We start from the raw sequence: 21,410 nt of genomic DNA on the forward strand, positions 1-21,410 counted from the left end.
AAGTATATTGGAGGATAATCGTATGTCATATAAATTTAAATTACCCGATGTGGGTGAAGGTTTAACAGAAGCAGAGATTATTAGTTGGTTAGTAGCAGAAGGAGACGAAGTGAAGGCAGATGACTCACTTGTTGAAATCCAAAATGATAAGTCTACTATGGAAATTCCGTCACCAGTATCAGGTCGAGTGGAGAAAATCTTAGTACCAGAAGGCATTGCTTTAGTGGATCAAGTCATTATTGAAATTGCAACAGATGATACTGTAGCAAGTGAAGAATCGAGTGAACCAGAACAAGCAGAAGTTGCTGTTGAAGAAACATCTGATAGTAAAAAAGCAGTGAGTTCGACAGGTAAAGTTAAAGCGGTTCCATCAGTTAGACGTTACGCTAGACAGCAAGGTGTTGATCTAAGTATGGTAACACCTACAGGAAATGGTGGAAAAATCGTTAAAGCAGATATTGACACATTCTTAGCTGGTGGTGGTTCAGCAGAAGCTCCTGTAACAGCAGCGTCAGTGGCACCTGCACCAGCGGCTGTTAATTCGGCAGCTCCGAAACCAGCACCAGCACCAAAACCAGGTGAGGGCGACTGGCGTGAGAAGATGACTCCTGTTCGTAAAGCGATTGCTAAAGCAATGGTTCAAAGTAGAACAGAAATTCCTCACGTAACAGTTTTTGACAAAGTAAATGCGACTAATTTAATGGCACACCGTGCGAAATATAAAGAAATCGCAAAAGAAGAAGAGGTTCGTTTAACTTACTTACCATATATTGTAAAAGCAATGGTTCAATTATTGAAAGAATTCCCATCGTTAAATGCTTATGTTGATATGGCAGAAGGGGATATTGTCCATAAAGGCGGCATCCATATTGGGATTGCAACAAATACAGAACACGGTTTATACGTGCCAGTTATCAAAGATGCTGATAAAAAATCAGTCTTTGAAATTGCGAAAGAAATTACTGAATTAGGAGATAAAGCTGCAGCAGGTAAATTAACACCAGCTGATATGTCTGGAAGTTCAGCAACGATTACAAATATTGGTGGCATGCCAGATTCAGGTGGCGTGTGGTCAACACCGATTATTAATTTCCCAGAATCATTCATTATGGGAATCGCTAGAATTGCTGATGAAGTGATTGTGAATAAAGACCGTGAAATGGAAATCGCACCAATTATGCGCTTATCATTCGCATTCGATCATCGTTTAGTTGATGGCGTTGAAGCACAAGAAGCTTTAGGCGTATTCAAAAAAGCGTTAGCTGATCCAGATTTAATGTTATTAAAAAATTAAAACAAGGAAAGGTGACACCATGACAATTCCAAGTTTTGCTGATCTAAAGAGAGACCTTCTCTCTTTAGAATCAGTTCATAAGAAAAGAGTCGTTGTAGCCAATGCGACAGATGAGCATACTCTTCAAAGTGTTCTTTCACTTTATCATGAAGGACTCATTACACCCATTTTAGTCGGAGATGAAAAAGAAATTACAAGCTTACTTGAAAAATTAAAAGAAGAGCCTAAAGATTTCGAAATTGTTCACGGTAACGATGACACAGATACGGCGCAAAAGTCGGTAGCATTAATTAAAGAAGACAAAGCTGACGTGTTGATGAAAGGTCATTTACAGACGCGTGACTTACTAAAAGCGGTAGTGAATAAAGAAAATGGTATTAGGGAACAAAAAGTATTGTCCCATGTGGCAATTAATGAAGTCCCTAGTTATCATAAATTGTTATTCATTACAGATGGTGGCATGATGTTGACACCTGATTTACCAACTAAAGAAGAGCTTCTAAAAAATGCTCTATCTGTTACAAAAGCATTAGGATATGACGAAACAAAAATTGGTGTGTTAGATGCTACTGAAAATGTGAACCCGAAATTACAAGCCTCACTTGATGCAGCTGAACTAAAAAAATTAAGTGGCAAAGGGGACTTTGTAGGAAGTGTGATTGAGGGACCGATCTCATTAGATCTTTCAATTAGCAAAGAAATCGCCAAAGAAAAAGAGTATGACAGTCCTGTAGCTGGTGAAGCAGATATTTTATTAGTGCCAGATATCATCACAGGTAATGTCTTAGGTAAGAGTCTTACAACCTTAGCCGGTGGTAAAATGGCTGGGCTGATTGTAGGAGCAAAGTGTCCGATCGTTTTAACATCAAGAGGATCAAGTACAGAAGAAAAGTTAAACTCGCTAATTTTAGCGATTTCACTTTAAGGAGGTTGTGTTATGAGCGATAAAAAAATAGTCGTTATTAATCCAGGTTCAACATCGACAAAAGTCTCTTATTTTGTAAATGATGAGGAACTTTTTAAAGAAAATATTTTCCATGAAACAAGCGAACTTGCTCAATATAACCGAATTGTTGATCAATACGATTACCGTTTAGGAATTATTTTAGATTTTCTGATGTCTAAAGGTGTAGACTTGGCAGATGTAGATGCGGCTGTTGGACGTGGTGGTATGTTGCCGCCAGTTGAAGCAGGAGCGTATTTTGTAAATGAAGAGATGATTGATTGGTTGAGTAATCGAGCAGATATCGAACATGCTTCTAACCTTGGAGCACTTTTAGCAGATGGTGTTCGTAAGTTAGCTAAACCAGATGCGATTTCAATGGTTTATGATCCTATTACAGTCGATCAATTCCAAGATTTAGCTCGTGTATCTGGGCTTAAAGGTGTGAAACGTCGTAGTGTGGGGCATATGTTAAATATGCGTTCCGTTGCGATGCAAACAGCGGAAAAGCTTGAAAAAAATTATGAAGACCTGAATTTAATCGTGGTTCATTTAGGGAGTGGCTTCTCCATCAGTGCGCACGAAAATGGGCGTATGATTGATTTAGTCTTAGATGATGAAGGCTCATTCTCGGTAGAGCGTTCAGGCGGCTTATCACTTAAAGAATTAGTGCCAATGTGTTACAAATTGTCAGAAGCTGAGGTGACACGCTTAACACGTAAACATGGCGGGTTAATTTCTTATCTTGATACGAATAGTGGGATTGAAGTTGAAAAACGTATTAAAGAGGGCGATGAAGAAGCAGCGCTTATTTTTGAAGCAATGGCTTATCAAATCGCTAAAGGTATTGGACAATTGGCTACTGTTCTTAGAGGGAATGTAGACGGTATCGTTTTAACAGGTGGTTTGAGCTACTCTAATATGTTAACGGACTGGGTAACAGAACGTGTGTCATTCTTAGGGCCGGTTATCTTATCGCCAGGTGAAAATGAAATGTTTGCCTTAGCTATGGGGGCAAAACGTGTGTTAGAAGGAACTGAAGAAGGACATACCTTCGGAAAATAAAAAGACCAGAGAATATTCTCTGGTCTTTTTGCGTAACTTAAATCGTATCACGATATAAACTCACTACTTTACCTAAAATAGAAACATTGTCTAGAATAATAGGCTCTAGATAATCATTTTCGGGTTGTAAACGAATATGATTTTTTTCTTTAAAGAAACGTTTGCATGTGGCTTCGTCTTCATCAGTCATGGCAATAACAATATCGCCATTAGAAGCATTTGATTGTTTTTTAACAATCACTTGGTCACCATCAAGGATACCAGCATTAATCATACTTTCTCCTCTGATTTTTAGCATAAATAGATTGTTTTCGTCCTGCGATAAGTTAGGCGGTATGGGGAAGAAGTCAAGTGCTTCTTCTACTGCTAAAATCGGTTCACCGGCAGTAACCGTCCCGAGTAAAGGGATTGTTTTGTCTTGGATGCCTAAAAAGTCTAATCCTTTTTTAGTAAGCTCGATTGCACGAGGTTTACTAGGATCACGTTGTAGGAATCCTTTTTTTTCTAAACGGGACAAGTGGCCGTGGACGGTTGAAGTGGATGATAGATTTACGGCTAAGCCTATTTCACGAACAGTAGGCGGATAACCTTTTTCAGAAACTTGAGTATGTATGTACTTAAGAATGTCGGCTTGACGTGTTTCTCTCGGTGTACTCATAGTAACCTCCTAGTCTTTATTTAACACTTTAATATTATCATAAGTAAGAATACAAATCAAACGCATGTTCGTAAGTTGAGAATAATTGTTATTTAAAATATAATAGATTAGTATAGTAAGAGTATTAAAAATTAGGAGGAACGATTATGTTATCAAAAGAAAAAATGGCACGTATTAATGAATTAGCAAATAAATCAAAAGCTGAAGGGTTAACTTTAGCAGAGCAAACAGAACAAAAAGAATTACGTCAGGAATACTTAGAGCGTTTCCGTGGTGGAATGCGTAACCATATCGAAGGAATGAAAGTTGTTGACGAAAAAGGAAACGATGTAACACCTGATAAATTAAAAGGTATCCAAAAAGAAAAAGGACTTCATGACCGTCACAAAGAAAACTAGTCATTAGGAGTAAGTGAAAAAGTTTTCATTGCATTTCTGTTCCAATAAAGGTAAAATAGACCTATAACAATTAAGGTAAAAAAAACCTAAACAACAGGAGGAATACATTCATGTTCGATAAAATTGATGAATTAGGCGTTAACTCAATCCGTACGTTAAGTATGGATACTATCCAAAAAGCAAACTCAGGTCACCCGGGATTACCATTAGGGGCTGCACCGATGGCATATGCTTTATGGACTAAACATTTAAAAATCAACCCAAGTACATCAAGAAACTGGGTAGATCGCGACCGATTCATCCTTTCTGCTGGTCATGGTTCAGCAATGTTATATAGCTTATTACACTTAGCTGGTTACGATGTAAACCAAGATGACTTAAAAGGATTCCGTCAATGGGGGAGTCGTACTCCAGGACATCCAGAAGTAAATCACACTGATGGTGTTGAAGCAACAACTGGTCCTTTAGGCCAAGGGATTGCAATGAGTGTTGGGTTTGCTATGGCTGAAGCTCATTTAGCTGCAACTTACAACAAACCAAACTTCAAAATCGTAGATCATTACACATATGCTATTTGTGGAGATGGCGATTTAATGGAAGGTATCTCTCAAGAAGCAATGAGTATGGCAGGACACATGAAATTAGATAAATTAATCGTATTATACGATTCAAATGATATTTCATTAGATGGCCCATTAGATAAATCATTTACTGAAGATGTGAAAGGCCGTGTTGAAGCAACTGGATGGCACCATATCTTAGTTAAAGATGGTAACGACTTAGAAGCTATTTCTAAAGCGATTGAGGAAGCGAAAGCTGAAACAACAAAACCAACAATGATCGAAATCAAAACAATCATCGGTTTCGGTGCACCAAACGAAGGAACAAACAAAGTTCACGGTGCCCCACTTGGAGCAGAAGGTATTGAAGCAGCTAAAAAAGCTTACGGATGGGATACTCCTGAGTTTGAAGTGCCTGCTGAAGTTAAAGATCGTTTCAAACAAGAAATTAACGCTAAAGGTGAAAAAGCTGAAACTGAGTGGAATGAATTATTCGCTGGCTACAAAGCTGAATACCCAGAATTAGCGCAACAATTCTTAGATGCTTATGCTGGCAAATTACCAGAAAACTGGGATTCAGAAATGCCAACATTTGAAGTAGGCGATGACGCTCTTGCAAGTCGTATTACAAGCAAACAAATGATTCAAGCATTAGCTAAAACTGTTCCAACTATCTGGGGTGGTTCTGCTGACTTATCATCATCAAACAATACAATGATGGCAGAAGAAAAAGATTTTGAACCTGGTCAATACGAAGGACGCAACATCTGGTTTGGTGTTCGTGAATTCGCAATGGCAGCAGCTATGAACGGAATTGCATTACACGGCGGAACTCGCGTATACGGTGGAACATTCTTCGTATTCGTAGATTACTTACGTCCGGCTATTCGTTTAGCAGCAATCCAAGGTGTGCCAGTTACTTATGTGTTAACACATGATTCAATTGCTGTTGGAGAAGATGGTCCAACTCATGAGCCTATCGAACAATTATCAAGCTTACGCAGCATGCCTAACTTGACAACATTACGTCCGGCTGATGGAAATGAAGTACGTGCAGCTTGGAAACTTGCAGCATCATCTACTGACCGTCCAACTGTTTTAGCATTAACTCGTCAAAACTTACCAGTTTTAGAAAACTCTAAAGAGTTAGCTGAAGTAGGCGTTGCTAAAGGAGCTTACGTTATCTCTGCTCAAAAAGGCGACCAACCAGAAGGTATCTTAATTGCAACTGGATCTGAAGTTGCGCTAGCTGTTGAAGCTCAAAAAGAATTAGCAGCACAAGGTAAAGATGTATCAGTTGTTTCAATGCCAAGTATGGATTTATTTGAAATGCAAGATGCGGCTTACCGTGAATCAGTTTTACCAAAAGCAATTACTAAACGTGTCGCAGTTGAGATGGGTTCATCATTCGGATGGGAACGTTATGTAGGATTTGAAGGAAAAACTGTTACTGTTGATAAATTTGGTGCAAGTGCGCCAGCTTCAAGAGTATTACCAGAATACGGCTTCACAACTGAAAATGTTGTAGCTACTTTCAATAGCTTATAATTAAAACTCAAAGCAGTTTCGCCAATTAAGGTGGAACTGCTTTTTTATATTTGTCTTATCAGTGGTTTACATGATAGTGTGAGTAGGTTTGGAATTAAACTATTTCAATAATGAATTTTCCATGAATTTTTTGTATAAAAATGGCTTATTTAAAGCATAAGCTTTTTTTATATGATAAAATGAATGATAAGAATAATTACAATATGTAACTGTAAAGTGTGGAGGAAACATTTTGAAAAAGAATAAAGAGAAAAAAGTGAAAAAACCAATCACTAAAAAAGAGATTATTGGTAATATAGTATGGTTAGTCTGCGTTGCAGCAGTATTAATTGCGGTGAGACAATTTGTCTTCACACCAGTTTTAGTATCAGGTCATTCGATGGACCCCACGATGGCGGATAGAGAACGTGTTTTTGCGTTGAGAAGTAAGGACATTGAGCGATTTGATATCGTAACATTCCCAGCACCGGATGAGCCTAAAAAAAGCTATATCAAACGTGTCATTGGTTTACCAGGAGATAAAGTGAAATTTGTTAATGATCAATTATTTATCAATGATAAAGAAATCAAAGAGCCTTACTTAGATGAATTTAAATCTAAACTTAAAGAGGGCGAGTACTTAACGACAGTTCTTGATCAAGATGGTAAAATTCACAGTGAGTTTGCTCTTGCAAACCTATTTGATGGCAATGATACTGTTCCAGAAGGTAAGTTATTTGTAATGGGTGATAACCGTCAGATTTCAAAAGATGGTCGTATGATTGGTTACATTAATATTGAAGATATTACCGGAAATGTTAAATTTTCATTCTGGCCACCAAGCAAATTTGGTAAAGTAGAATAAAAAGTTCAGCTTAATTGCTGAGCTTTTTTTATTTATTTGTTGAATAAGTGTCATCAATTGTCACTGGCCTATGATAAAATAGGGAAGAGCATAAAAGGAAAGGTGTGAGAAGATGTCATTAGAATTTGTATACGGTCCAGCAAGTTGTCATCACGAACTTGCCTTAGTTGAAAAAGCTAAAGACTGGCTAGTAGAAGATGAGCGACATGAAGTTTTTTATCTAGTTCCTAACCATATAAAATTTGAAACAGAGGTATCCGTATTAAAAAACTTACATCAGTTACCCCCATTTAATACGGAAGACACTATGGCAAGTACGCGCCTACAAGTGTTTAGTTTCACGCGTTTAGCGTGGTATTACCTTCAAAATACAAAAGTCTACCAAGAAGAGAAAATCTCTGAAGCAGGTAGTCACATGCTAATTAGAAAAGTGTTATTAGATAATGAAGGACAGCTAACTATATTCAAAGGAGAAACAACTAAACCGGGTTTTATTTCTCAATTGGCTGACTTATTCAATGAGTTGCAAAATGGAAAGATTGAAGAAGAGGATTTTGAAAATTTAATTCAAAATTTAGGTCATTCTTCAAAAGAAGAAGACTTTAAGCGTAAAGCAACAGAATTTTATTTGTTGTACCAAGCTTATATTTTAGAACTGGGAGTTCGTCAAGTTGGGATTACCCAACAAATTACGTACTTAGCCGAGTATTTAAAAGGGAAAGATTTATCCAATGTAATGATTGTTATTTCAGGATTTTCTCGTTTTACCGCTCGAGAACAAGAGTTAATTCAAGTCCTTGTTTCACAGGCAGAGCGTGTGATTATTAATCTAGTTCTAGATAAGCCTTATCTTGAGGAGTATCCAAGTAAGCTTAATATGTTTTTTGATGCAGGAAAAATTTATTACGATTTTTACCATTTTGCAAGACAGTTTAAAATTAAAATTTTGACAGATACTCGTTTGGTTCCAGAGAAGAGTGATTTTGAAAAATTGGACACGATGTGGTGTGACAGTCAGTCCTTATCTTCAAAAGTAGTACCAGTAACTCTGGAGTCAGATCGTATTCAATTATGGGCAGCCTCAAATCCCGTAACCGAATTAACGGCAGTAGCTAAGGAAATCAAACGCTTAGTGATTGCGGGTGAAGCGAGATATAATGAAATAGAAATTTTGACGAGAGACATGGATGCTTATAAGTTTAGTATTGCGCCTATCTTTGATCGTTATGATATTCCTTATTATTTGAATTCAGAACTTGAGATGACACATCATCCACTTGTTGAGTTTCTAACAAGTTTATTTGATATCAATCGCCGTCAGTTTAGATATGCTGATATCATGCGTTTTTTAAGAACAGAATTATTTGTTCCTGTAATAGAACAGTCAAGTTCTGTAGAGTATTGGCAAAATTCTCGACGCGAATATCGTAAGAAAGTTGACCTAACTGAAAATGTTGTCTTAGCTTATGGATATAAAGGATGGTATTGGACTCAGGAAAAAGACTGGGAATATATATCATACGATTTCCGTGATGATTCTGTTAAAGTAGATAAAAATGTTGTGATTCAAGAGACTTCTAATGAAGTGAGACGTGATGTTCGGGGACAGTTAGTACCATTCTTCGATAAGTTGAAGAAAGCTAAGACGGGCCGGGAGGCTGCGACGTTACTCTATTCATTCTTACAAATAAGTGGTGTTGAGAGTGAGTTGTTATTTTGGCGCCAGCAAGCCATTGAGCAAGGTGATTTAGAGACGGCTAAAATCCATGAGCAAACATGGCAAGCGCTAATGAACCTCTTAGATGATTACGTGACGATTCTAGGGGATGAAGACTTCCAGTTGGATGACTTTGTTGTTATTTTAAAAACAGGGTTAGAGGGCTTAACGTATAGTAAAGTACCGACAACCATTGATCAAGTTAGTCTAGCTTCTCTTGATTTAATTCATGCCCAGAAAAATAAGGTGACGTTTATCATCGGTGCATCAGACCAGTCTTTCCCTCAAAAAGTGGAAAATAAAACGCTATTGTCTGATTATGAGCGTGAGTTGATGTCTGAAAACTTACCAGAAGAGAAGTATTTAGCCAAACAAACACAACGTGATAGTGCGAAAGAACCTTATATTGCCTATTTAGCCTTTCATTCAGCTAAAGACCGCTTGTATTTGAGTTATCCTAAGTCGAGTGACCGGGTAAAAGAGAGCAAAATATCACCGTATTTAGGGATTATTTCGAAGTATTTAAATTTAAAACCAATTCCTAAAGTAGCCCTACCGGATGTTGCACAGTTTGATCCAAATGAGATTCTGTCCAGTCGTCAATTACTATCGGATTTAATTGCGATGAATCGTTTGGCAGAAGAAAAAGAATTAACGATGGCTTCAGAGTGGCAGTTACTTGAACAAAATTTAAAAAATAGTGATGAATATGGGTTGCTTGCTCATAAGTTATTTGAAAGTTTGACTCATCTTAATGTGCCTGAGACGTTAACACCTGAATTAGTGACCGCATTATACGGGGATACAGTTTACGGATCGGTTTCTAAAATCGAAAGCTTTAACCAGTGTCAGTATAAATACTTTATGACCTATGGCTTAAATTTACGTGAACGGGATAAATTTGAGTTAAGTCCAGCCGCAACAGGTGACTTCTATCATGATACATTGGACCAATTATTCAAAACCTTGATTCGTCGTGGCTTAACATTAAGTGACTTAACTCAATCAGAATTAAAAGCAGTATCGGATGAAGTCCTAGTGGGAATATTGGGTGAATCAAAATTCTCAATCCTTTCAGCAAGCCCACGTATGGCGTATATTAGACATCAATTAAGCCGAACAATCGAACGAGTGGGACAAACATTAAGACGTCAAAGTCAGCGTACAGGATTATCGACGCTTCAAACTGAAGTGTTATTTGGCCAAGCTATGGCACAGGAAAGTTTATCAAGTCTGACCTTTGATTTAGAAAATGATAAGCATTTAGCTTTGCGTGGTAAAATTGACCGTTTAGATGCCGTGGAAGTTGCAGAAACGACGTATCTGTCCGTAGTTGATTATAAATCAAGTAAGCATAGCTTTGATTACCGAGATGTTTACTTTGGTTTAGCGATGCAGATGATTACGTATCTAGATGTCGCCATGCGTAATGCGGCAAAACTAGTAGGTAAAGAAGCGGTTAAACCTGCTGGAGCTTTTTATTTACAAGTCAAAAATCCAGTAGTAGAAGGTAGCTTAGGAGAAGAGTTAGCTGAGGAAGAGTTACTAAAAGAATTTGGTTACCAAGGCTTACTTCTAGATGATGAAAAACTGTTATCGCAAATGGACCGTACATTAGAGGAGAAAACCAAATCAAGTGTCTACCCATTTGGTATGAAAAAAGATGGCAGCTATACGTCTAAACAATTTGCATCAGAAGAAGAGATTAATTTGCTGATGACACACAATGAAGAAAACTTTAGAAAAGCGGGAGAAGAAATCTTTGCAGGTGAAGTGAAGTTAGACCCAGCCTACCGTGGTAAAGAGCGAGTGGCATGTAAATATTGCCCGTTCCGTAGTGTGTGCCAGTTTGATGTATTACTTAAAGAAAATAGTTACAATAAAATACCGTCGATGACGAAAAAAGAAGTGTTGCAGAAAATGAAAGAAAAAGCAGAAGGAGGCCTGTGTGATGACGAGTCAAGCAACTAATATTCCATTAAGAGACCCTAATAGTCAGTTTACTGATGACCAGTGGCAAGCTATCTATGACAGTGGTGCTAATATCTTGGTATCGGCTTCGGCAGGCTCTGGGAAAACGACAGTTCTTGTTAAACGTGTGATTGAAAAGATTGAAGCGCGCGTTAACGTGGATGAACTATTGATTGTAACGTACACCGAGGCAGCTGCTAAAGAGATGAAGCAGCGTATTCAAGATGCTGTTCAAGAAAAAATAACGTCTGAAATTGATGATGAGACGAAACGTCATTTTGTCCATCAGTTAAGTTTAATTCCGACAGCTTCTATCAGTACGCTTCATTCATTTTGTTTACAAGTTATTCGCAAGTATTATTATTTGATTGATATCGATCCAGTCTTTCGTCTGCTCACAGATGAGACAGAGATGCTTCTATTAAAAGAAGATGTATGGGATGATGTCCGTTCGGAATTATATGAATCAGAGTCAGAGTTATTTTATGACTTAACAGAAAATTTTTCGAATGACCGCAGTGATGATGGGTTAACGCGTTTGATTTTTTCATTGTATGATTTTGCTAGGGCAAATCCTAATCCGAAAGAATGGTTAGATTCGCTTGCTGAAGGTTACCGCGTGACAGGTGAATTAGCTGAAACACCGATATATCAGACTATCTTAAAACCTCGTGTGGTGTCTGAAGTGAAACAAATGATTCATAATGCGAAGGAAATGTTAGCTTTATCCGAGACAGATGAACGCTTTGAAAAAGTCTATAAAAAAATGCTTGAAGAAGCAGCGGTGTATGAGATGTTAGAAGAATTAGTGATGACAGATCAACTTGGGAATTTACATGAGTATCTTAAAACGATAGAGTTTGGACGCTATCCAACGTTGACTAAGTTGGAGCCTGCTGAGAAAGAGTTAAACAATCAAATTAAAGACTTGCGTGATGCCAATAAGAAAGCAGTGGCATCTTGGCAAGAAGGATTATTCAGTTTATCTCCAGAAGTCATGAAAGAAGTAATGGCAAAATCTGAGAAGATGGTCACATATATGGCTGAGGTCGCTTATAAATTTGAACAAGCGTATGCAGCTCGTAAATTAGAAAAAAACTTAGTAGATTTCAATGATTTGGAACACTTTACCTTGCAGATTTTGGCGAAACAAGTTGAAGGTCAGTGGGAAGGGACAGAAGCGTCTACCTATTACCGTGACTTGTTTAGTGAAGTCTTGGTAGATGAGTATCAAGATATTAATAAATTGCAAGAAAGTATTTTATACTGGTTAAGACAGCCGAATGATGAGGACGGAAACTTATTCATGGTAGGAGATGTGAAGCAATCCATTTATTCCTTTAGGTTAGCTGACCCGCAACTTTTCATTGAAAAATATGAACGTTATGAAGAATCAGATGAAGGCCGTCGTATTATTTTGGCAGAAAACTTTAGGTCTCGTCGTGAAGTGTTAGACTTTACCAATTTAATTTTCCAACAACTGATGAATAAATCAGTAGGACAGTTAGAATACGATGAGCCTGCTCGTTTAGTGAATGGTTTTACAGGGTTTCCAGAAGATGAACGCATGGTGCCAGAGCTGTTAATTTTTGAAAATGAAAATGAAGAGACAGTATTTGGTGAAGAAGAAGCAAGTGACCCCGCGGAAGATGTCTCTGATACCTTTCAAATTGATGATAAAACAGAGGGGGAAATCCGCCTTGTAGGGAATAAGATTAAAGAGATGATGGCAAATGGTATGACGGTCTATAATAAAAAGACGAAAGAACCACGTGCTTTAAAATACAGTGATATTGTCTTGTTGTCTCCTACTAAGAAAAATAATCTGGTCTTATTAGATATCTTTAAAGAATTAGGTATCCCATTACAAGTGAACGATACTCAAAATTATTTCCAAGCGACTGAAATTAAAATTATGGTTTCGCTTCTAAATGTGATTGATAATCCGTATCAAGATATTCCACTTGCCTCAGTTTTACGTTCACCGATTGTGGGGATTAAAGAAAATGATTTAGCTCGTATTCGTGTGAACTATCCTAAAGGTAGCTTTTATGACGGTGTAGAAGCGTATCTTAGAGAAGAAAAAGCCGATAAGCCAGAGTTAGTGGAAAAACTGTCAGTTTTTTATAATCAGTTGCAAGAATGGCGTGAATTAGCACGTCGTGACCAATTGGTTCAGCTGATTTGGCGTGTTTATCAAGATACAGGTTTCTTAGATTATGTAGGTGGTATGCCTGCAGGGAAGCAACGCCAAGCCAATCTTCATGCGTTGTACGAACGTGCGACAAGTTATGAAGAGATGAGTTTTAAAGGGCTCTTTCAATTTGTTCGTTTCATTGAAAAAATGCAAGCGAAAGATAAAGACTTAGCAGAACCTACAGATTTAAGTGAGAACGAAGATGCGGTTAGAGTGATGACAATTCACGGATCAAAAGGTTTAGAGTTTCCAGTAGTCTTTGTTCTTGATTTGACGAGACGTTTTAACTTAATGGATTTGAATCAAAGTTATCTGTTTGATGTTGATTTAGGTGCAGGGGTTAAATATACGGATAATGAGGAACGTTTGGTTTACCGTACTTTCCCGTATTTAGCTATTCGTGAAGAAAAACGTAAACAACTTTTATCCGAAGAAATGCGTAAGCTTTATGTGGCATTGACTAGGGCAGAAGAGAAACTCTTCTTAGTTGGCTCATATAAGAGTAAAGAAGAAGCGTTGAAAAAATGGAGTTTAGGGGCAGATGAGCCAAATGTTGTATTAGGTGATGGAGTCCGTCTTAAAAATCAAAATCTAATGAATTGGATTGGTATGACTCTGATGCGCCACCGTGACATGGAAGAGTACCAAACGGAATACGGTTTTACGAAGTTAGAGACGGTTTATAATCATCCGGGTCGTTTCAAGATTACCTTTAGTAATTTAGAAGACTTGCGTGTAGCAAGCCAAGGCGAAGTTAAAGTAGACAGCGGCTTACTTGTTGAGACAGAAAGACAGGGAGCAAAACGAGCGGAGACAGAATTAGTCAAACAAGCACGTTACAACTTGGCTTACGAGTATCTATATGAACAAGCTACACAGACAACGAGTTATCAATCAGTATCAGAGATTAAACGTGTCTTTGAAGATCCAGATAACAGTCAATTGTTGACGCTAGATTTAACGAATGAGGAAGCTAAAACAGTTGGACGATATGTTGAAAATGAATTAGCTAAACCTGCTTTCTTGAAAGAAGAAACAAAGCCAAATGCAGCTGAAATTGGGACAGCTACCCATTTAGTGATGCAGTTGATTGACTTAACAACCGTCCCTGATGAACACGTCATTCAATCGATTTTAGATGAGTTAGTCGCTAATCAAGTTTTAACAGAAGTCTTAGCAACATCTGTTTCTGTTGAGTCAATCGTCAGCTTTTTCCAATCAGAGTTTGGTCAAAAATTAATTAAACATAGTGAGACGGTATACCGTGAACAGCCTTTTTCTATGTTACTTCGTGCAGAGGAAGTTTTTAAAGGCTATCCTAAATCTGCAGGTGATCAATTACTCGTCCATGGGATTATTGATGGGTATGTTGAAACAGAAGAGGATCTCATTTTATATGACTTCAAAACAGATCATTTAAAAGATTCCTCAAATGAAGTAGAATTAGAGCGATTGGTTAAGAAATACCGTGGTCAAATCAGCTTATACGAAAGAGCATTATCTCTAACAAAAAACAAACGTGTGACACAGTCAAAACTGATTTTACTATCTAGCAATCAAGTAATTGATGTTTATTAAAATAAAAGAGCAAAATAGGTGAATAGTCGCTTATTTTGCTCTTTTTAAGTTGTCAGTCATAATTAGACCAGTTATAATGAAAGAGTATGAATAAAACGTTGTTATAGTTTTTATGGAGAGATTAAGTAATTAGACCAATAGGATTTAGAGAGGATGAGTATCGTGAGTAAAAAGAATCTACCTGTATATATTCAGATACACGATAAAATTCAAGAAGAAATAGAGATGGGCAAATGGTCTGTAGGGGACCGTTTGCCTTCAGAAAGAGAATTATCATTGATGTTTGGTGTTAGCCGAATGACATTAAGACAAGCAGTCCAAGCGTTAGCTGACGAAGGCATATTAGAGAGAAAAGTAGGCTCTGGTACATATGTCGCAAGGGAAAAAGTCCAAGAAACAATGACAGGGACAACCAGTTTCTCTGAGATTATGGCTGCACAAGGGAAAAAACCATCAAGTAAAACGGTGTCTTATTTTGTGACGAAACCAAGTGCAAGTGAAATTGAAAAATTAGATTTAACAGAAGATAGCCAAGTTATCCGCATGGAACGTGTGCGTTATGCGGATGATTTACCGATTTGTTTTGAAGTGACAACAATTCCTTATGATTTGGTTGATCAATACAATAAAAAAGAGATTACACAATCACTTTATCAAACCGTTACGAAAGATAACCATCATAAAATTGGTCGAGCTGTTCAACGTGTGACAGCGATGGTTGCGTCTGAGAAGATTGCAGACTATCTGGCTATAAAAAAAGGTGATCCTATTTTACGCTTAAAACAGATATCTTACCTAGAAGAGGGACGTGCATTTGAGTACGTTCGTTCTCAGTATGTAGGAAGTCGTTTTGAGTTTATTCTTGAAAAGTAAAATCGGTTCGCCGTTTTTACTATAGTGTCGTTCTTTTAATGCTTGTTAAATAATTATATAGGGAAGGTGTGAGAGAATGGTTCTCGTGTATGTAAATAAAGTAACGGATACACTATTATTTGCTCGTCAAGATTTTTGTAAATATATGATGAAAATAACAGAAGGAATTCGTTTTGAACCGACTGTTTCGAAAGAGGATCGAGGGGTACATTTATTAATCGATCCAAGTTTATCAATTAAGACACAGTCAGTTAATCATGAAGCCAAGGATTGCTATAATATTGAAGCACGAGGGACTGATATTGCGATTGTTGGAAATTCTGATCGTGCTGTTTTATTAGGTGTTTATCGTTATTTAACAGAATGTGGTTATTTATTTCTAGGACCAGGACCTGATCATGAGCATGTTCCTGAGAAAATCGATCTAAAAAAGCACTCTCTTACACTAGTTGAACAAGCTCACTATCATAATCGCGGTGTTAGTCTAGAAGGCGCAGATTCATTAGAAGATGTTTTGAACTTCATTGATTGGTTACCTAAATTAGGGGGAAATAGTTTTTTTATTCATTTGAAAAATCCGTATATTTTTTTAAAGAGATGGTATGAACATGAACATAATCCAAAATTAGGAGCAGAACCATTTAATTTAGTTATTGCAGAAAGTATGACTGAACGAATAGAGTATGAATTATCGAAGCGTGCACTTATTTGCAGCCGATTAAGTCATGATTGGTTTGGTGGAAAGGTTGATTTTTCAGCAACACAAGGTTGGGATGAGGACAATATAGCATCTAAAGGTAGGCCATTAGCATTACTTAATAGCGAACGTGCTCTATATAATCCGAATAAAGATATTAAAAAATTCTGTTTGTATGATAAGGGAGTTTGTGAGAATTTTATTGAGGGAATTGTATCGTACGCAGTATCAAGGCCAGATATAGACTATCTTCACATTGAGTTACTGGATGTTTTTGATGATAAATGTGAGTGCGTAAATTGTCAAAATGTTGATTTAACGGCCAGGTATACTGATATATTTGATCGTTTAGATGAACGTTTGACACAAGAAAATCTGCTGACACGCCTCTGTTTTGAAGAACAATATGGTATTTTTAAAGCCTCTGTTTTCCAAAATCTTAAGTCACCTACTCGTTTTGTGAGAACTATGGTACCAAACAGAGATTCTTTTGAGGTAACGCTTGGGGAAGCTCGTGTGCTAGAAAGTAAAAGAGGGCTAAGACGAATTAAGAGTTTGATGTACGATTCACCATTGAACTTTACGCACTTTGGTGATTTAGGCTATATTGGTTTATCTAAAACAATAGCTGGTGACTTGAAAAGCTTAGATACAGTTGGTATAAATGGTTATATTAGTTGCCAAGAAATGAGAGTAGGACTACCCAATCATTTTCCGAATTATGTTATGGCGAAGCTGAGTTGGAATCCGTCTCTTTTATTTGAGGATGTGATCAAAGAGTATTTTGAAGGCGCCTATGGGTCAGAATGGAAAAAGGTCTACACTTATCTAGAGCAGTTATCGAAACTGTCAAGCCCAGATTATGTTAGTGGGAAAGGTGCTCGTATTGATAATGAATTAGCGAGTAAGTTTACAGAGATTTCTAAAGTTATTATTCGTTTTTCTCCGATCAAAGTTTCTCATTTAAAATTAGACAATAAAGTGCATCGTAATTATTGGCAAGTTTTAAGCTATCATGATTTGTTTTGTGAAAAGTGGTGTAAGGTGTTATTTTATCAAGCATTAGGGCAAGAAGAAGAAGTGATTAAGGAAACCACTTCTTTAATTGAATTTATTCGAGATAATGAAAAAGATTACCGCTCATATCTTGATGTTTATAGCTTTATAGAGGGAGTAACCACTTGTACAGGATTAAAAATATAACATAAATATAATAAAGTTCGTGAGAAATCACGGGCTTTTTTCTTTGTGAAATAACAATAAAGCCTTTTCAATATTTTGAGTTTGATGTATAATTAAATAAAAGTTTAGGTTTGCCGAAAAGTATTTCTTGGAGGGGTTACAATGAAACTATTAGAATTAAAATTAAAAGAAGAAGCTGTTATTAAAAAAGTAGCGCATCCTGATGAACAAATGAATCAACGTCTATTAGACCTTGGGTTTTATCCGGGAGGAAGAGTTAAGCTGGTCTTAATTAGTCCTAAAAAAGACCCGAAGGCTTATGAAGTAAGAGGGACCGTCATTGCAATACGTAATGATGATGCTAAGTACATTGAAGTAGAAGTGGAGGAGTAGGAGATGACAGAAGAATTTCAATTAGTCAATGAGAAAAAAGGGCATGTAATTGCCTTAGCTGGGAATCCTAATGTTGGGAAAAGTACAGTGTTTAATCAACTTACAGGGTTAAAACAACACACGGGAAACTGGCCGGGCAAGACAGTTGGGATTGCTGAAGGTAATGCGGAGTATAAAGGAGAGAACTTTTGCTTAGTCGATTTGCCCGGAACATATTCATTATCATCAAATTCAGAAGAAGAAGAAGTGGCACAAGATTTCATTCAATCTGATCTATCAGAAGCAACGATTTGCGTGTGTGATGCAACCTCGCTAGAGCGTAATTTGAATCTAGTCTTACAAGTGATGCAGATTTCTGAAAAAGTAGTGGTATGTGTGAATTTAATTGATGAAGCTGAGAAAAAAGGCATTTCCATTAATATTCCGAAGTTACAATCACTACTTGGTGTTCCTGTCGTAGCAACTGCGGCGAGACAAAATGAAGGGTTAGATGACTTAATGAAGCAACTTGCCAAGGTTGTATCTGAAGAAGTCGCGATGAATCCATATATGAAAGATGCACTTGAAAGTTTAAAAGGCAATAAAGAAGAAAATACAAAAGCCTTACTTGACCGAGCAACTGTGATTGCAAAAGATGTCGTGGAGTTAAAAGATGAGGATTATAATAAACGAGACCGTAAGTTAGATAAAATCCTAACACAAAAGAGTACAGGGTTACCGATTATGATTTTACTGCTAGTTCTAGTATTTTGGTTCACTATACAAGGGGCTAATGTACCTTCGGATGCGTTAGCCAGTCTTTTTGCAACGATTGGGGATTATTTAAATCAAGGTGCAGCAGCTATTCATATGCCTGAATGGTTACGAGCACCACTTATTGATGGCGTCTATAATGTATTATCTACTGTTATTTCTGTGATGTTACCACCTATGGCTATTTTTTTCCCAATCTTTACATTATTAGAAGATTTCGGGTACTTACCCCGTGTGGCATTTAATTTAGATAGTTTCTTTGCAAAAGCAGGGGCATGCGGGAAACAAGCCTTAACCATGTGTATGGGTTTTGGCTGTAATGCAGCAGGGGTAACGGGCACACGTATTATTAATTCCCCACGTGAAAAACTAATTGCAATTGTAACGAATAACTTCGTTCCATGTAATGGTCGTTTTCCTATTTTAATTTCGATTATTACTATGTTCTTTGTAGGAAGCTCGGTTACATTTGGTAGTAGTTTATTGTCGGCCTTCTTACTAGCTGCTGTAGTTATTTTAGGAGTTCTTACAACATTTTGGATTTCGCAATTATTATCTAAAACAATTTTAAAAGGAGTGCCGTCATCTTTTACGTTAGAATTGCCACCGTATCGTAAACCAAAAGTAGGCTCAGTGATTGTTCGTTCTATTTTTGACCGTACACTATTTGTATTGTGGCGTGCTATGGTCGTAGCAGCTCCAGCAGGCCTAGTTATTTGGATGATGGCTAATATCATGGTAGGGGATCAAAGTATCCTGACGTGGGTGACGTCAACGATTGATCCGTTCGCTCGTTTAATGGGACTTGATGGTACCATTTTAATGGCGTTTATATTGGGCTTACCTGCCAATGAAATTGTTATTCCAATTATGGTGATGGGTTACTTGAGTAAATCAACACTCTTTGAATTTGACTCATTAGATCAATTTAAAAATTTATTATTAGATAACGGTTGGACATGGTTAACAGCAGCGAATACCATATTATTTACGCTGTACCACTGGCCATGTTCAACAACATTAATGACAATTTATAAGGAAACTAAAAGTGCAAAGTGGACTTGGATCTCCTTCCTCGTTCCAACGGTGATGGGAATTGTGACGTGTATGCTGACAACGTTTATTGCTCATGCATTTAAATTAGTATAAAATTGTGTAAAAAAGCAGGCTAGATAGCCTGCTTTTTTTATATTGTATTTTAAACGAAGGTAAAATAAGGTAAAATGTAACATAGGGTTTTTATTAATAGGTATATAAATTTAGGAGGAATTATGAAAAAAAGTAAAATTTTAACAGGGATGGTTATCACAAGTCTATTGCTTTCAAATGCTTTGTTAGCTCAATCTGCAATGGCTACAAGTGTTGAAGTTAACTCTAGTGAAATGAGTGAGTTTAAAGAAACTGGAAGCAATGAGATTATTTCAGGAATGGGGACTATAGGAACAGAAGAACAAACTGAAATCTCAGAAGGAGAGTCATCTAGTTTAGTTGAACCGGAAGCGTCAGAAATGGAGCAAGAAACGGTAACTAGTGAGACAGATCCGATTGATACAGAGTTAGAAATAGTAACGGATGAATCATCTGAAAAGTTGACTAAAAAGAAAGAGACTACTGAACAGCATGAGTTGAGAGGTGCTTCATTCAAAAGTACAAATCCAGAAGTTCAAAAAATGATTGATGCCTTAACGTCAGAAGATAGAGCTAAAGCTGTTGGTTCTGATGGATTAGGAGAAGAGTTCAAAGTGATTCCTGAAGTTAAAGCAGGTTTTGGACAATATCCAGACGTGAACCAATATATAGCTGAAAAAAGCTTTAAAAATCCAACAGTCACAAGAGATAGTCGATTTGGAACGACACCAAAAAATGAGTTTAAATTTGGTAAACCTATTGGTATTGTTATTCATGAAACAGCTAATCCTAATTCTACGATTGATGGTGAAGTTAATTTCATGTTTAATAATTGGCAAAATGCTTTTGTACATGCCTACGCTTCAGGTGATAGAGTTATTGAAACTGCACCAACAGACTATTTATCATGGGGTGCAGGACCTAATGCCAATCCATACTATATTCATATAGAATTATGCCGTTCGAAATCGTTCGATGATTTTGCTAGATCGGTTAATAGTGATTCTTATTGGGTAGCTAGTAAATTAGTTGAGTTTAATTTACAGCCTTCTTTTGGTGATACGGACGGTTTAGGATCTATAATTAGTCATAATGGAATTGCTAATTTTTGGGGAGGTACAGACCATACAGATCCAATTGCTTACTTTGCACAGTGGGGATACACAATGTCCGAATTTTATGATTTAGTTGTAAAAAAATATAATGAGTTAAAAGGGAAAGAAGAGGGCTCTAAAGAGCTTGCAACTGTTAAAGAGAGTCAAGATCTTAATAAAAATATGAAGATAAAAGATGGAGGCTATTATTTATATAATAAACCTTATGGTACAAAGGGTGCGTCTCGTTTGTACCCGGTTAAGTTTGTTCGTAACAACGGAGATAGTGTTCACGTAATTAAAAAAATTACAACGTCAGAAGGTGTAGTAGAATATCAATTATCAGGCGATTCAGAAGTTGATAATTATTATGTTGATCATCGAGCGTTAGAAGATTTTGCGACAATTCAATCTAGAAAAACAGTTAACAGAACTATGAAAGTTGTAGACGATATTTATTTCGTTTATAACAAAGCATATAATACAGAGGGTTCCAAACGAGTGGTAAGAATGAAAG

14 protein-coding genes are annotated in these 21,410 nt (G+C 37.0%); 13 read left to right on the forward strand and 1 reads right to left on the reverse strand.

The window, feature by feature from the left end:
- Positions 1-22: 22 nt before the first annotated feature.
- The 3 genes from OL233_RS08875 to buk are packed head-to-tail and all read left to right on the forward strand — an operon-like array spanning position 23 to position 3,302.
- Positions 23-1,294: a dihydrolipoamide acetyltransferase family protein gene (locus OL233_RS08875; RefSeq protein WP_275471957.1), complete on the forward strand. Its 1,272-nt coding sequence runs from the start codon at positions 23-25 to the stop codon at positions 1,292-1,294.
- A gap of 19 nt (positions 1,295-1,313) precedes the next feature.
- Positions 1,314-2,219, forward strand: a complete 906-nt coding sequence (locus OL233_RS08880; RefSeq protein WP_275471958.1) for a bifunctional enoyl-CoA hydratase/phosphate acetyltransferase — start codon at positions 1,314-1,316, stop codon at positions 2,217-2,219.
- A gap of 12 nt (positions 2,220-2,231) precedes the next feature.
- Positions 2,232-3,302 (forward strand): butyrate kinase, encoded by a 1,071-nt coding sequence (gene buk / locus OL233_RS08885; RefSeq protein WP_275471959.1) that lies wholly within the window; start codon positions 2,232-2,234, stop codon positions 3,300-3,302.
- A gap of 37 nt (positions 3,303-3,339) precedes the next feature.
- Here buk and lexA read toward each other — a convergent pair whose 3' ends face one another.
- A complete protein-coding gene (lexA, locus tag OL233_RS08890; protein WP_275471960.1) occupies positions 3,340-3,960 on the reverse strand; it encodes a transcriptional repressor LexA in 621 nt (206 codons plus the stop codon).
- Between the two features lie 146 nt (positions 3,961-4,106).
- On the opposite strand from lexA, the gene OL233_RS08895 reads away from it, so the two are divergent.
- From OL233_RS08895 to OL233_RS08940, 10 genes are all read left to right on the forward strand, one after another.
- A complete protein-coding gene (locus tag OL233_RS08895) occupies positions 4,107-4,358 on the forward strand; it encodes a DUF896 family protein (RefSeq protein ID WP_126829953.1) in 252 nt (83 codons plus the stop codon).
- A gap of 110 nt (positions 4,359-4,468) precedes the next feature.
- A complete protein-coding gene (tkt, locus tag OL233_RS08900; protein WP_275471961.1) occupies positions 4,469-6,466 on the forward strand; it encodes a transketolase in 1,998 nt (665 codons plus the stop codon).
- 268 nt (positions 6,467-6,734) lie between these two features.
- Positions 6,735-7,310 (forward strand): signal peptidase I, encoded by a 576-nt coding sequence (gene lepB / locus OL233_RS08905; protein WP_275471977.1) that lies wholly within the window; start codon positions 6,735-6,737, stop codon positions 7,308-7,310.
- A gap of 112 nt (positions 7,311-7,422) precedes the next feature.
- Positions 7,423-10,998, forward strand: coding sequence for a PD-(D/E)XK nuclease family protein (locus OL233_RS08910; protein WP_275471962.1), 3,576 nt, complete (start codon positions 7,423-7,425; stop codon positions 10,996-10,998).
- Complete coding sequence (addA, locus tag OL233_RS08915) at positions 10,979-14,773, forward strand: helicase-exonuclease AddAB subunit AddA (protein ID WP_275471963.1); 3,795 nt, start codon at positions 10,979-10,981, stop codon at positions 14,771-14,773. Before OL233_RS08910 ends, addA begins: the two co-directional genes overlap by 20 nt.
- A 162-nt stretch (positions 14,774-14,935) precedes the next feature.
- The gene (locus tag OL233_RS08920) at positions 14,936-15,646 is read left to right on the forward strand and encodes a GntR family transcriptional regulator (RefSeq protein ID WP_275471964.1); all 711 of its coding nucleotides are present in this window, start codon (positions 14,936-14,938) and stop codon (positions 15,644-15,646) included.
- Between the two features lie 76 nt (positions 15,647-15,722).
- Complete coding sequence (locus OL233_RS08925) at positions 15,723-17,546, forward strand: hypothetical protein (protein WP_275471965.1); 1,824 nt, start codon at positions 15,723-15,725, stop codon at positions 17,544-17,546.
- A gap of 141 nt (positions 17,547-17,687) precedes the next feature.
- A complete protein-coding gene (locus OL233_RS08930) occupies positions 17,688-17,918 on the forward strand; it encodes a FeoA family protein (protein ID WP_275471966.1) in 231 nt (76 codons plus the stop codon).
- A gap of 3 nt (positions 17,919-17,921) precedes the next feature.
- Positions 17,922-19,820, forward strand: a complete 1,899-nt coding sequence (feoB, locus tag OL233_RS08935; protein ID WP_275471967.1) for a ferrous iron transport protein B — start codon at positions 17,922-17,924, stop codon at positions 19,818-19,820.
- 122 nt (positions 19,821-19,942) lie between these two features.
- A partial coding sequence (locus OL233_RS08940) for an N-acetylmuramoyl-L-alanine amidase (protein ID WP_275471968.1) occupies positions 19,943-21,410 on the forward strand: 1,468 nt, incomplete at its 3' end.

It is taken from the genome of Vagococcus proximus (assembly GCF_029143285.1).
Classification (GTDB): Bacteria; Bacillota; Bacilli; order Lactobacillales; family Vagococcaceae; genus Vagococcus_D; species Vagococcus_D proximus.

Coding starts and splice junctions, on each gene's coding strand:
- buk (WP_275471959.1), top strand. CDS start 2,232: ATGAGCGATAAAAAAATAGTCGTTATTAATCCAGGTTCAACATCGACA.
- OL233_RS08930 (WP_275471966.1), top strand. CDS start 17,688: ATGAAACTATTAGAATTAAAATTAAAAGAAGAAGCTGTTATTAAAAAA.
- OL233_RS08925 (WP_275471965.1), top strand. CDS start 15,723: ATGGTTCTCGTGTATGTAAATAAAGTAACGGATACACTATTATTTGCT.
- addA (WP_275471963.1), top strand. CDS start 10,979: ATGACGAGTCAAGCAACTAATATTCCATTAAGAGACCCTAATAGTCAG.
- lexA (WP_275471960.1), bottom strand. CDS start 3,960: ATGAGTACACCGAGAGAAACACGTCAAGCCGACATTCTTAAGTACATA.
- OL233_RS08910 (WP_275471962.1), top strand. CDS start 7,423: ATGTCATTAGAATTTGTATACGGTCCAGCAAGTTGTCATCACGAACTT.
- OL233_RS08880 (WP_275471958.1), top strand. CDS start 1,314: ATGACAATTCCAAGTTTTGCTGATCTAAAGAGAGACCTTCTCTCTTTA.
- OL233_RS08875 (WP_275471957.1), top strand. CDS start 23: ATGTCATATAAATTTAAATTACCCGATGTGGGTGAAGGTTTAACAGAA.
- tkt (WP_275471961.1), top strand. CDS start 4,469: ATGTTCGATAAAATTGATGAATTAGGCGTTAACTCAATCCGTACGTTA.
- feoB (WP_275471967.1), top strand. CDS start 17,922: ATGACAGAAGAATTTCAATTAGTCAATGAGAAAAAAGGGCATGTAATT.
- OL233_RS08895 (WP_126829953.1), top strand. CDS start 4,107: ATGTTATCAAAAGAAAAAATGGCACGTATTAATGAATTAGCAAATAAA.